This window comes from Mesorhizobium escarrei (genome assembly GCF_935825525.1).
GTDB classification, from domain to species: domain Bacteria; phylum Pseudomonadota; class Alphaproteobacteria; order Rhizobiales; family Rhizobiaceae; genus Mesorhizobium; species Mesorhizobium escarrei.
Window position 1 is genome coordinate 50,890 of record NZ_CAKXZT010000141.1, and the last position, 13,229, is coordinate 64,118.

At 58.0% G+C, this 13,229-nt stretch carries 9 protein-coding genes and 4 pseudogenes; 10 read left to right on the plus strand and 3 right to left on the minus strand.

What is annotated here, in order from left to right; translation table 11 throughout:
• Nucleotides 1-72: 72 nt before the first annotated feature.
• Nucleotides 73-1,152: a phosphotransferase gene (locus NMG80_RS23305; protein ID WP_254020281.1), complete on the minus strand. Its 1,080-nt coding sequence runs from the start codon at nucleotides 1,150-1,152 to the stop codon at nucleotides 73-75.
• Between the two features lie 14 nt (nucleotides 1,153-1,166).
• Entirely contained in the window at nucleotides 1,167-2,495 is a 1,329-nt protein-coding gene (locus NMG80_RS23310; protein ID WP_254020282.1) for an aspartate aminotransferase family protein, read from the minus strand.
• A gap of 153 nt (nucleotides 2,496-2,648) precedes the next feature.
• On the opposite strand from NMG80_RS23310, the gene NMG80_RS23315 reads away from it, so the two are divergent.
• From NMG80_RS23315 to NMG80_RS23360, 9 genes and pseudogenes are all read left to right on the plus strand, one after another.
• Entirely contained in the window at nucleotides 2,649-2,987 is a 339-nt protein-coding gene (locus NMG80_RS23315; RefSeq protein WP_254020283.1) for a hypothetical protein, read from the plus strand.
• Between the two features lie 197 nt (nucleotides 2,988-3,184).
• A pseudogene (locus tag NMG80_RS23320) lies at nucleotides 3,185-4,125 on the plus strand (LysR family transcriptional regulator).
• A 184-nt stretch (nucleotides 4,126-4,309) separates the two neighbouring features.
• Nucleotides 4,310-5,718 (plus strand): annotated as a pseudogene (locus tag NMG80_RS23330) (aldehyde dehydrogenase family protein).
• Between the two features lie 6 nt (nucleotides 5,719-5,724).
• Nucleotides 5,725-6,384: pseudogene (locus NMG80_RS23335) on the plus strand (fumarate hydratase); the annotation flags it as partial.
• A gap of 827 nt (nucleotides 6,385-7,211) precedes the next feature.
• Nucleotides 7,212-8,138 (plus strand): LysR family transcriptional regulator, encoded by a 927-nt coding sequence (locus NMG80_RS23340; RefSeq protein ID WP_254020285.1) that lies wholly within the window; start codon nucleotides 7,212-7,214, stop codon nucleotides 8,136-8,138.
• 199 nt (nucleotides 8,139-8,337) lie between these two features.
• A complete protein-coding gene (locus tag NMG80_RS23345) occupies nucleotides 8,338-9,771 on the plus strand; it encodes an NAD-dependent succinate-semialdehyde dehydrogenase (RefSeq protein WP_254020286.1) in 1,434 nt (477 codons plus the stop codon).
• A gap of 5 nt (nucleotides 9,772-9,776) precedes the next feature.
• The gene (locus NMG80_RS23350) at nucleotides 9,777-11,321 is read left to right on the plus strand and encodes a fumarate hydratase (protein ID WP_254020287.1); all 1,545 of its coding nucleotides are present in this window, start codon (nucleotides 9,777-9,779) and stop codon (nucleotides 11,319-11,321) included.
• A 69-nt stretch (nucleotides 11,322-11,390) separates the two neighbouring features.
• A pseudogene (locus tag NMG80_RS23355) lies at nucleotides 11,391-11,516 on the plus strand (AsnC family transcriptional regulator); the annotation flags it as partial.
• Nucleotides 11,517-11,557: 41 nt separating this feature from the next.
• Entirely contained in the window at nucleotides 11,558-12,307 is a 750-nt protein-coding gene (locus tag NMG80_RS23360) for a LuxR family transcriptional regulator (RefSeq protein WP_436798660.1), read from the plus strand.
• Between the two features lie 300 nt (nucleotides 12,308-12,607).
• On the opposite strand, the gene NMG80_RS23365 is transcribed toward NMG80_RS23360, so the two are convergent.
• Nucleotides 12,608-12,889 carry a DNA -binding domain-containing protein gene (locus tag NMG80_RS23365; protein ID WP_254020289.1) on the minus strand — a complete coding sequence of 94 codons (282 nt, stop codon included), beginning with the start codon at nucleotides 12,887-12,889 and terminating at the stop codon, nucleotides 12,608-12,610.
• 116 nt (nucleotides 12,890-13,005) lie between these two features.
• On the opposite strand from NMG80_RS23365, the gene NMG80_RS23370 reads away from it, so the two are divergent.
• Nucleotides 13,006-13,209 carry a helix-turn-helix domain-containing protein gene (locus NMG80_RS23370; protein ID WP_254020290.1) on the plus strand — a complete coding sequence of 68 codons (204 nt, stop codon included), beginning with the start codon at nucleotides 13,006-13,008 and terminating at the stop codon, nucleotides 13,207-13,209.
• The last annotated feature ends 20 nt before the right edge of the window (nucleotides 13,210-13,229 follow it).

A 13,229-nucleotide genomic window follows, 5' to 3' on the forward strand; every position in this document is an offset into this window, starting at 1 on the left:
TAGCGTGCGGACAGGCCTGGTTTCTGCAGGCGTTCCCTGCCATGGAACCGCACCCGCTTCCGGTCGCTGTGCTCACGTACCAGGATCACCGGCGCGGTAGCGGAATCGCGCGATGACGTCATCGAGTGGTACGGCCATGGCCCGATCTAGGTTCGTCCAGTAATACTCGGCACTAGCGAGTAGCTCCTCGCGCTGGTCAGGTGCGCGCTCCGCCTTCCAGTGCCTGATTAACGCGAGCATGGTGAGCCGCGCGAGAGCCGCAACTGGCAACAGGGGAAGTTCTGACTCGTTTATCGGCCGGCTCTGCTCGTACCCGGCGACAAAGGCAAAGGCATCTTGCCAAGGGTGATCCTGAGTGCGGCCGATCAGATGCGCGACCGAGTTCGCAGGGTCAAAGATCACGGCGCTATGAACAGTGTCACCAAAGTCAAGGATGGCCTTCGCGAGGACATCGCTGTGCGGATCCACCACAACATTGTTGGGCGCGTAGTCACCGTGGATCACTTGCATCTCAAGACTGGGCAGCCGCGGCAGCACAATTTCGTCGAAGAGCCTAAGGGCCCGTTGAGCGAGCAAACGGCGCTGGGGATCCGGCGTGTATTCAACAAGTGCGGCCCAATGGTGAAAGTGGCGAATGTCGTAAACTAAGCTGCGCTCGGCGGCTGGATGTCCAAATAATCGCAGCGCACTGTTTATTCGCCCGAGCATGTCCCCCAGCTTGGTCAAGTGCTCAATGTTGGCATCCATTTGCTCCCATAACAGGCCTTCGACAAAGCAGAAGACGCTGATTACTCGACAGGTGCCATCGTCCAAGTCGATTGGAACGCTATCCCTCCGATCAAGGGTAGACTTGATCCGCTGGATCGGTAAGGCGTGAGCGGCATCATCAAGATAACGCATCACCGCAAGCTGCAACGCCGTAACTAGTTCGGGCTCGTCAGACGGTGACACCTTTACGAGGTATTCATCCGCACCTGCTTTAAGCCTGAACGTATGGCCCTTTTCACTGGCCAATCGTTTAAAATGCCCACTGAGCCCATAGTGCCTCTCAAGCATATTTTTCAACAGCAAGGGGTCGATAGGTTGGCTTGATGAGAGCAGGCTGCTCTTCTCCAAGAGCCGTTGCAACACCGCGTCGGGTGATTTGTTCATGTTGTTACAGCCTTCTAAAGCCGCTGTTTCGCTACGATGGCAAAGGTCTCAAGGAATCGGGACACATCGGTAGCGGTGAAAGCGACTGGAGGTCGAACTTTCAACACGTTACCCGCCGGGCCGGTCCGGCTGATCAGAACTCGACGATCGCGAAGGCCCTTGATGATGCGTTCGCAAAGAATGGGATCGGGCTCGAGCGTCCCTCTGTCCTTGACGATCTCGACACCAAGGTACAGGCCGCTGCCTCGGATTTCAGCAACGTAAGGAGAATTCCGTGTCAGCGTTTCAAGCCCTGCCAGCAGGGTTGCGCCGTTAACGACAACACGTTCACGCACATTCTCTTGCTCGAATACATCGAGCACTGCGGACGCCGCGGCTACAGAAATCGATCGGCCACCCAATGTGTTGAAGTAACTGACCTTCTGTCCGAATTCGTCACAGACCTCCGGGCGGAAGACCACCCCAGAGATGGGGAAGCCGTTCCCCATCGCCTTGCCCATCGTAACGACATCAGGGGTCACTGCATGCCGACTGAAACCCCACATCGTACCTCCGAGCTGAGCGAACCCCGACTGAACCTCGTCGGCAATGTAGAGACCACCGGCGGCGTGAATCTCGTCGATCATTGCCTGCATGAAGCCCACTGGGTGAGTAAAAATGCCATCGGAGGTGAATGCGGAATCGGCAATCAAGGCTGCTAGCTTGTATCCGTGCCGTTCGAGATCAATAATTGCGGAACGCACTTGATCCCGCATATACTCCTCAACAGATTGTTCAGGTACGCATAGCCTTGGGTCAGGAGCGGCAATGAGGCGGACGTTCGGTCCGAGCGGTGATCCTGCGCCCAGCATTGGGGAAAAACTCGCAACCTCACGAGTACGACCGTGAAACGCCCAACGAGTAGCTATGATACCCTCTCCGCCCGTATAAAACCTCGCGACGCGAACTGCGAGATCATTTGCTTCGGATCCAGTGCAGGGCAAGCTTAACTTCGACAGCTCAGCTGGGAATGTCGCAAGTAGCCGCTCAGCATAGGCAACCAGGGGCTCCTGGGGGTAGCGTGTATCAGTGTTGACTGCAGCAATCTGGCGGGAAACTGCGTCCACAACATGCCTGTGCGCGTGGCCAACGCCCGGAACATTGTTATAGGCGTCGAGATAGTCATTGCCGTCGCTGTCAATTAGGTGGGCGCCAAAACTCGAGACAAACTCCACCGGAATCGTCTCAGAAAACTGATAGCCAGGACCGAGCACCGTGTCCCGGCGTCGGATGATGTCTTGGAGCCGTTCAGGCAGATTGCTGGTACCACTCGCGTCGATCGACTTTGGGTGGCGCGCGCTCATCTCAGCATGCCAGCGAACGATTGAAGAAAAACACCAGAGCCTTCGTCGGATCAGCGTCTGTCTGGCGAAGAAGAGCAACGATTAGCACAAGGACGGTAGGTTCAGCCTGGATGCGAGGTATTGCATTCGTAGCGTTTACTGCTGCGAAAAAGCATGCGTACATTTCGGAGTGTCCTAGCGGCTGCAATCAAGGGCAGTAAACAGCCGGCGGTCGCCGGCGTCCAATTCAGTTTGGAGATTGGTGTGTTCTGGCGACCAGATGACGGCATGCAAGGCGGTGGCCGGATGGTCGCAATGACACCTAATAAAGTTCGTGAAACAGCGGCGCATGCGCGGCGGCTTGGCTTTGCTGGCGCTTTGCGATTCATCGAACGGAGGGTGGCCATGTTCAATGAGGGCTTCTCGCCAAGCGCCCAGGCACTCAAATGGGCCCGCGATATCATCGCGTCGGAAATGATGGCGCCACGCGAGGACTGTCTTCATTCCCGTTAAACGGCAAGATGATTGATCCGCCAGTAGTTAGCCTCGCTCACGAGATCCCGGCTCTACCAGCAATTAGTGACCTGTCTTATTCGCGGCCGGAGACGCTGGTTACAAGCGACAGCTCTAATTTTGCTGCTTGCCAGCCATCTCGTTTCGAGATAGACAAGAAAGGCACTGGGGATCGTTCCCGATTGGATTTGTTCATCGTGGACATCAGGCGGTTAAGATACTTTGTCGGCATCGTCGAAGCCGGCAGTTTCACAAAGGCCGCTGCGACCCTCAACGTTGCTCAAAGTGCTCTAAGCCTGCATGTGCGTCAGCTGGAGGAAGGATTCGGCACCCAGTTGCTGGTTCGCGATAGGACCGGTGTTAGCGTCACGGCGTCCGGAGACAAGCTGCTTGAACCCGCGCGGATCATCCTGAAGGAAATTCAGCTCACTGAGGCGGAACTGACCAACACGGTGGCGGCTCCTTCCGGAGAGGTGACCATCGGCATTCCGTCCGGAGCCGCTCGCGTGCTTAGCGGTCCCCTGCTTGAATCGGTAAGAAGCGAATTGCCGAGGATCTCGCTTAAGATGATCGAGGCATGACAGGACCGCTGGAGGAGTGGATGGCTGCTGGCCGCTTCAATCTAGCTGTCCTCTACCGCACTGCCGAGAGCGTGGGGCAAATGACGGTGCTGGCACGCGAAGAGTTTTGTCTGGTGGTGCCGCCGGGCGGACCGCCTTTCGAAGATTCGATACCGCTGGCTGACCTGCACGCATTTCCGCTGTCGGTTCCCATGCGCAACAACAATGTCAGGCGTTCGGTGGCTGATGTCGTTGCCCAACACGGTTGTGTTTTGAACGTCAGATTCGAAGTTGATTCCCTTTCTACGATCATCAATATGGTCATGGAGGGAAAGGCGTATTCCATCCTTACCCCGTCGGCCATCCAGAAAGAGGCGTCTCAAGGCCGAGTCCGGACGGTCAAGATCATTGATCCGGTAATCACCCGTTCCGTTGTGGTTGCCGTCAACTCGCAAGATGAGCGCTCTCCTGCCGTCTCCGCGGTCCGCAAGCTGATCCCCAGGGTCGTAAGAAGCTTGATTGAGGGCAAGCACTGGTCAGCCACCGTTCCGGACGGGCTTACGCACATCCTTGAATGAAGTTCCAGCGCCAGCACTCTTCCGCGGCTGGCCTGAGCCGTATCAAATCTGGAATCGAGATGATTTTTGGGCGATATTCCATATTTGATCGGACGCGACCATCGCGATGAACTGCAGGAGCGGGACACGGTTCGGGCATCGGCCGGCCTCGCACTGGCAAGAATTGACTCAAACGGAGCATGCGATGTCCAACGCCACGAGCTATCAGCTTTTCATCAACGGCAGGTGGCGAGCCGGTAGTGGAACACTGACGCTGGCCAACCCGGCGACGGAGAGGTATTTGGCTCGGTCGCAGCGGCTTCGGCTTCGGATCTAGAAGAAGCCCTGGCTTCTGCAGAGGGAAGCCGCCGGGCCTGGTCCGCGCGATCCCCGAGGGATCGCGGCGAAATCCTAGTCGCGGCCGCAAGAATCCTCGCCACCAAGGTGGGAACGCAGCCAAGGATTTGTCGAGAGAACAGGGCAAGCCGATTGCCGAAGCAACAGGCGAGTACGCGCGCGCAGTCGAAACGTTGGAGTGGTACGGCACCCACGCCGAAGAATTGTCGGCCCCGATTCCACATGGCCAGAACCGAATGATTGTCCCTGAGCCGCTCGGTGTGGTCGCTGCCTTCACACCGTGGAACTATCCCGCAGTGCTTATCGCTCGGAAGCTTGGCCCCGCATTGGCGGCAGGCTGTCCTGTAATCCTCAAAGGGGCCGAAGAGACACCGAGTGCGGCCATCCACATTGTCGAAGCCCTGCGCCAGGCGGGTATCCCGGACGGCGTGGTCAATCTTGTCTTCGGGGTGCCGGCGCAGATTTCTGAACATCTGCTCAGTTCACCAATTGTGAAAATTGTGACCTTTACGGGCTCCACCGCTGTTGGAAAACACCTAGCCAAGCTTGCCGCAAATAACTTGCAGCGGCGTGTCCTTGAACTCGGTGGGCACGCCCCGGTCGTTGTATGCGAGGATGCGGATCTCGCAACGGCCGTTCCGGCGATTTCGGAATACAAATTCGAGTGCGCGAGCCAGAGCTGCAACGCACCCAGCAGAATCCTCGTCGCCCGGCCACTCTATGAGGAATTTCTATCCCGGATGACCGAAGTGGCCCGCAAGATCAAGATCGGACCACCCGACGACCCTACGACGGAGATGGGGCCGATGGCAAACGCGCTCCAGATCGAGGCCATGCAGCGTCTGGTGGAGGACGCGGTGAATCGCGGCGCCCGCGTCGAAACTGGTGGCAAACGCCTGGACCAGCCGGGCTTTTATTGGGCGCCAACCATCCTGACAGGGGTGTCAAAGGATGCAAGAGTGCTTCATGACGAGCCGTTCGGGCCGATCCTCACCGTGGCGCCGTTCGACACAATCGAGGAGGTATCGCTGAATATGGTCTAGCCGCCTACTTCTTCACTGGCGCCGCCGATGCGAAACGGGCGCTGATCGGCGGTGTTTCGGCTGGTGCTGTCAGTATAATTACCTGAAAGGGGTTTCCGCAGATGCGCCGTGTGGAGGCGTCAAACAGAGCGGTTATGGCTATGAAGGTGGCGAGCAGGGCATTCGGAGCTTTCAAAGCCTCAAACTGGTGGACGGGCTCGGGTCATTCGGGTAAGAGCTGGTGAACAAAAGGACACGCACCATTGCCGGTGAAGACATCGCAAGGAGTGTCGCCCACGCCCTTCAGTACATCTCGTACTACCATCCTCCAGACTATATCCGGTACCTTTTCGCAGGCATACGCGCGCGAATAGAGCCCGTCGGCAAAGAACGCCATCGGGCAAATTCTGCTGAACTCTCGCATGGCCGCATTTGGGCGGCGGCCGATCTGCCAGGACACCTGTCGTAGTAGTTTTCGCCAAGGTCCGGGATGGGAGTTCTTATCAAGTCTGCCGCCAGTTTCGAAGACCTCCTAAATGAAGGCGTTCGTCGGGCAAATCTCGATCCCGACAATCCCCTTCGACTGTCGATTGTCTCAGATCCGCTCGCCGGACGATTGAACACTCGCGACAACACGCCCGCAGTCGTCCACGTCGACCTAGAGCAGGGCAACCAGATTGAGATCACCATCGCACAAAACAAGGCGCGTTTCACCACCCTTAAGCCCAGCGCGTCCGTTGCCGACTGGGTGGTCGATACAGTTTCGACGCTTGGCAGCGGATGGTGCCCGCCAGGGCTGATCTCGGTCGGTGTCGGTGGTAGCGCCGAAAAGGCGATGCTGCTGGCCAAGGAGGCCATGAACGAACCAATCCACATGTCGGATCTTATCGCCAAGGGGCCATGAAACGCGGAAGAGGCGCTCCGCATTGAACGCCACGACTTCTCGAAGTCGATGCGTCTCTTTACCTTGATTCCTCGCGAAGGTTTTCCAGCCCCTCAAGCAAGAGCGGCTGCCCCTTTCACTTGAGTACTTGGCGGCCGATCTCGATGCAGTCGTAGTGGAAGGTGTTGACGCACTTGTCTTCCAAAAACGGATTCGGCAGAGTGGGTATCAGAGATTGCGAATGCGGTTTCCGACCTTGAAGGAGAGAGAAATCTTCCGCTGGGGAGGCATCGGTTTCTTGCCCCAGATCGAGACCCCGGGCGCCTTGCAGAGGCTAGGCGCACCCAAGGATGGTCGCAATGGCGCTTGGTCCTGAAGACTTCAGCGCCTCTGTTGGCGGCGCCGCGGAGTTTGTTGGAAGCATCGGCGAGTTCTCGGATACTCATAAGCTTCGTGAATCCGCGACGCGTGCGCGGCCGGGTTGGCTTTGCCGGAGCCTTGGCGACCCACCCGACACAAGTGGCTATATTCAATGAGGCCTTCTCGCCAAGCGCACAGGAGCTCGAGTGAGCCCGTCGTGTCCTAGCGGCAGAAAACGCTGTTGCGGACAGGGCAGAGGTGCGCTCGCCTTGGACGGAAAGATGGTCGATGCACCGGTTATCCGAAGGGCCCAACAAATTACCGCCACGGTGCGGAAACCGAGTTGGGCGTTTGAGTCTCTGCCGCTGATTTAGAGTGACACGACAGCAAGGCGGCCCAGGGTGCGCCGTGGCACAATTATTGCTGTCGCGCCATCACATTTCGCGATACTATATCAATTGGAGTCCGCCCTCGGAAGAGTACCAATGGAAATCAGGCAGTTAAGATACTTCGTCGGCGTGGTCGAAGCAGGCAGTTTTACGAAGGCCGCCGGCTTCCTTAATGTCGCCCAGAGTGCGCTGAGCCTGCATGTGCGTCAATTGGAGGAAGGCTTCGGCACTCAGCTTCTTATACGCGACAGGACCGGCGTAAGCGTCACGGCGTCAGGAGCCAAACTGCTCGATCGGGCGCGGGCGATTCTCCAAGAAATTCGACTTACTGAGGTGGAATTGACCAACACAGCCGCTTGCCCTGCCGGCGAGGTGACTATTGGCATTCCGTCTGGAGCTGCACGCGTCCTGAGCGGCCCGCTGCTTGAGTCGGTGAGAAATGAATTGCCCAAGGTCTCCCTCAAGATGGTTGAGGGTATGACCGGACCGCTGGAGGAGTGGATGGCTGCTGGACGTTTCGATCTAGCGGTTCTCTACCGCACTGCGAACAGCGTGGGACGAATGACGGTCCTGGCGCGCGAAGAGCTTTGTCTGGTCGTACCCTCCGGTGAGCCACCCTTCGAAGACACAATATCTTTGGCTGACCTGCACGCGTTCCCGCTGGCAGTTCCCATGCGCAATAACAACGTTAGACGTTCGGTAGCTGACGTCGTCGCCCAGCACGGTTGCGCATTGGAAGTTAAGTTTGAAGTGGACTCGCTCTCAACGATCATCAACATGGTCATAGAGGGTAAAGCCCATTCTATCCTCGCCCCGTCGGCCGTTCAGAAAGAAGCCTCTCAAGGGCTGGTCCGGACGGTCAAGATCGTCGATCCCGTGATCACCCGCTCCGTTGTGCTTGCTGTAAATCAGAAAGATGAGCGTTCTGCGGCCGTTTCCGCGGTTCGCAAGCTCATCCCTAAGGTCGCCAGAGCATTAATTGAGAGCCGGGGCTGGGCAGCATCGGTTCCTGAGGCGACCTGACAAACCGTCGGTCTCTAAAACAACGGCATGGCCTCTTGCGACCGTCAGGATCAGACCCATCTTGATTCCCGATGGGTTTCGGCAATATTCGATGTTTGACCTACCGCGACACTCGCGATCAAACTGGCTCAAGCGAGGTCAGCCGTTTCGACATCGAACGGCGCTCGTATGGTAAGAATTCACCTAAGTGGAGCACGCGATGTCCGACGCCAGGAGCCACGAGCTCTTCATCAACGGCAAATGGCGGGCCGGTGGTAGCAGAGCCACATTGCCGGTGATTAATCCGGCAACGGAGAAGGTATTTGCCTCGGTGGCCTCGGCGACGGTGTCGGATCTGGATGAGGCCCTCACTTCGGCAGAACGCAGCCGCAAGGCTTGGTCTTCACGGCCTGCAAAAGAACGTGGCGAGATCCTGGTAGCAGCCGCAAGAATTTTGGCAACGAAGATTGAAGCAGCAGCCGGGGACCTGTCGGCCGAACAGGGAAAGACGATTGCCCAAGCGACAGGCGAATACGCGCGCGCCGTCGAAACACTGGAGTGGAACGGCACGCACGCCGAAGAGCTGTCGACCCCTATTCCGATGGGCCCGAACCGGATGATCGTCCCCGAGCCCCTTGGCGTCGTTGCTGCCTTTACGCCGTGGAACTATCCGGCCGTTCTCATCGCCCGCAAGCTCGCTCCAGCGCTGGCGGCAGGCTGCCCGGTGATTCTAAAGGGGGCCGAAGAGACACCGAGCGTGGCTGTCCATGTCGTTGGAGCCTTGCGCCAAGCAGGCATCCCGGAGGGCGTGGTCAATCTCGTCTTCGGTGTGCCGTTGCATATATCGCGGCATCTGCTCAGTTCGCCAATCGTGAAGGTCTTGACTTTCACGGGTTCAACCGCGGTTGGAAAACAGCTGGCCACGCTCGCCGCGAATAACTTACAGCGCTGCATTCTTGAACTGGGTGGACACTCCCCAGTCATTGTGTGCGAGGATGCTGATCTGGCGAAGGCCATACCGGCTATTTCGGAATACAAGTTCGAGTGCGCGGGCCAGAGCTGCAATGCGCCGAGCAGGATTCTTGTCGCTCGGTCTCTCTATGAGGAATTCTTGTCCCGGATGACGGATGCGGCTCGCAAGATCAAGATCGGGCTACCAGACGACCCTGCAACGGACATGGGTCCGATGGCGAACGCTCGGCGAATCGAGGCCATGCAGCGCCTGACCAAGGATGCGGTCGAACGCGGCGCCCGCATCGAGACCGGTGGCAACCGCCTCGAGCGACCGGGCTTTTACTGGCCGCCAACCATCCTGACGGGCGTACCAAAGGAGGCGAGAGTGCTTCATGAAGAGCCGTTCGGGCCGATCCTCACGGTGGCGCCGTTCGACACGCTCGAGGAGGCGATCGAGGAAGCCAACGCCACCGAGTACGGCTTGGCCGCCTACTTCTTCACCGGCGCTGCCGATGCGCAACGCAAGCTGACCAACGGTCTTTCGGCGGGCGCTGTCAGTGTGAATTACCTGAAAGGAGTTTCCGCGGATGCGCCTTATGGAGGCGTCAAACAGAGCGGCTATGGATATGAAGGCGGCGAGCAGGGGGTGCGGAGCTTCCAGATCCTGAAAATGGTGAACGGCCTCGGCTCATTTGGATAGATCCGGTGGCAAATAGAACACGGACCATTGACGGCAAGGACATCACAAGGAGCGTGGCCGACGCCCTTCAGTACATCTCGTACTACCATCCTCCAGATTATATCCGGTCTCTTTCGCAGGCATATGCGCGCGAACAGAGCCCGTCGGCGAAGAACGCAATAGGGCAGATTCTGCTTAATTCCCGCATGGCGGCCTTCGGGCGACGACCGATCTGCCAGGACACCGGCCTTGTGGTGGTCTTCGCGAAGGTCGGCATGGACGCCCACATCAAATCAACAGTCAGTTTCGCAGATCTCGTGAATGAGGGCGTCCGTCAGGCATATCTCGACCCTGACAATCCCCTTCGGGCATCGATCGTTGCCGATCCGCTCGCCGGACGGGTCAACACTCGTGACAACACGCCGGCAGTCGTCCACGTCGACCTTGTGCAAGGCAACCGGATTGAGATCACCATTGCCGCAAAAGGCGGCGGGTCAGAGAACAAGGCACGCTTTACCACCTTGAACCCCAGCGGGTCCGTTTCCGACTGGGTGGTCGACACCGTTTCGACGCTTGGCAGTGGGTGGTGTCCGCCCGGCCTGATCTCCGTCGGCGTCGGTGGTAACGCCGAAAAGGCGATGCTGCTAGCCAAGGAAGCCATGAACCAGCCCATCGATATGGCGGAATTGATCGCCAGGGGACCTTCAGGCGCGGAGGAGGCACTGCGGATCGAGCTTTATGAACGCATCAACGCGCTGGGCATCGGCGCCCAAGGCCTTGGAGGCCTGACGACAGTCGTTGATGTCAAAGTTGCCACCTATCCTACTCATGCCGCGTCCAAGCCCGTCGCACTGATTCCGCAATGCGCCGCAAACCGGCACCTGAGATTTAACTTGGATGATTCTGGACCAGTCAGGCTGGAGCCGCCCGATTTGGGCGAATGGCCCGACATTGGAACCGACGATTTGAGGCCAGCCGACGTACGAAGAGTCAACCTCGATGCGTTGACGAAGGAACAGACGGCATCGTGGCGCTGCGGTGAAACGCTCCTCCTGTCCGGAAAGATGCTTACAGGCCGTGATGCCGCTCACAAGCGAATCGTCGAGTTGATCGACGCCGGCAAGCCGCTTCCGGTCGATCTGAGGGGGCGCGTCATTTATTATGTTGGCCCCGTCCGCGCCGTTAGGGATGAGGTCGTCGGACCGGCTGGCCCAACAACCTCCAGCCGCTTGGACGATTTTACAGATAACGTGCTCGCCAAAACCGGGCTTTTCGCAATGGTGGGCAAAGCGGAGAGGGGACGGGCGGCCATCGAGTCGATTGTAAGACACAAGACGCCGTATCTCATTGCAGTGGGCGGGGCTGCCTACCTGATATCAAAATCAATCAAGTCAGCGCGGCTCATTGCCTTCGAAGATCTGGCCATGGAAGCAGTCTATGAATTCGAGGTGCAGGATATGCCTGTCATCATGGCTGTCGATGTTGAGGGAAACTCCATTCACAATTCCGGGCCTCTTGAGTGGCGTAAACGCATGGCGGCGGACAGCATTGCACGAAACATTGGCATTTGAGCCTTCCCGGCCAGCTCGGTTGCCTCTGAGATCAATTCCATTTCGAAAACGGCGTTAGAGCGGAAGGTCATGAAGTCAAAACCCAATCCTGTGCGCCTGGACGCCTGGGATCTTCGGATTCTTTCAGTGATTCAGGCAGACGGTCGGATTTCGAAAAGCGAGCTTGCGAAGCGCGTTCATCTTTCGGCCTCGGCCTAAGGTCGCGACCAACAAAACATCAAGGCATGGCGAAGGACATGCAAATTGTCTTTGAAAGATTCTTGGAACGGCTTTCAGAAAGCGTCGACGAGGCTGATCTCCACGGCGCCCTGGCCGATGTCGCGTCTGGACTCGATCTGCTCACTTTTGCCTACCTCTCCTTGCCCCCGCGGTCTGATGGCAAACCCACGCTGATCTCGAATTACCCGGCGCCCTGGACAGCACGTTATCTTGAGAACCAGTATCAGAGTGTCGACCCCGTCATTGTGCGTGCACGCGGTGGCGGATGCCCGTTTCGTTGGGGATCCGATCTGAGCGGCGAGGAGCCTGCAGGGGCTCAGGTTTTCGAAGAAGCGGCGCAGTTTGGCATCTGCTGCGGCATGACGATCCCGATTATTGACCGCCGAGGGAATTTTGCAGCGATAACCTTTGCCGCTGACAAGCCCGACGCTGTATTTTTCCGCACCGCAGAACGCCACGAAGAAGGTCTCCCGTATATCGCGACCTGTTTTCATATGTTCGTTCGCCGCAAACTGTCCGCCGATCGAATGATCGATGGTGTCTTGCTAACGCCGCGGGAATACGAGTGCCTGCAGTGGGCAGCACAAGGCAAGTCCGATTGGGAGATCGGCTGCATCCTGGGGATCACGCAGCGCACCGCCGCCTTTCATCTGGGCAATGCTCGCCGGAAGCTTGGGGTGACGACCACCCGGCAGGCAATTGGGCGCTTGGCCCGTTCGGGTTTTCGGATCACTGACAAGTTAGCTTCACGTGCGCGGCGGCGTTGAAGCGTCGCCTGTGGGCGCTCGAGTGCCTCAATTCCCTTTGTGCTGCCTGCCCCTTGTTTCCGCCAAAAAACTGGGCCCCGATTGAACGTCGTTCTTCGGGGCATCGACGGATCGCTCGCCGGACATTCACATCGCGAGATCGCTGAAGTGCTGATCGGGGAAGTCGGGTCCACGCCGACTGGACGGATCCTGGCGATCACCTCAGCGACTGCATTCGGCGCGTCTCTCCGCACCGTGCGCTCAGGAATGGGGACTGGCGTGAGTTCCTTGCCCTAAAAAGGTGACAGTTCCAGCCGTGCGTCAGCCGCCGAACAGTTCCTTGTAGCCGGTCGTTACCATCCAGTTCGCCCGGTCGATATGGCTGCGAACAGCCTTGCGGGCGCGCATCGGTTCAAGGACGGGGTCGATGCCGAGAATGAGTTCGGCCATTTCCTCTACGCTGGCACTGTCGGCGCAGGCGTCGAGGATGCGCAGGTAAATGGTGGAATGCTGTCTGTCGTAGCTCGTGATGCTGTCTGACCAGGGGACTTCGTCGCGCAGTGTTGAGCTTTGAGTCCCATCTGCTCCCGTTGATTTAGTCATGTCTGCCGCGAACCTCGCATGTTGATCGCTGGATTCAAGACAGCATATCCCAAAATGGGATAATCCGGAACCGGGATTAGTGGCTGAGCCGGTCTTTACCTGACCGGTTCGCCTACATGACCAAATCTCTTCGATCTCCCCGCCACCAGCGGTTTCTGGACCAGCTGATATCGCTGCGCAAGGCCAAAGGCCTGACCCAGACGCAGGTAGCTGACAAACTTGGTCGGCCGCAATCTTTCGTGGCGAAGTATGAGGGTGGAGAGCGGCGTCTCGATGTCATTGAGTTTCTCGACGTAACTGCAGTGCTTGACGCTGACTGACCTGCCACGGGTAATTTCCT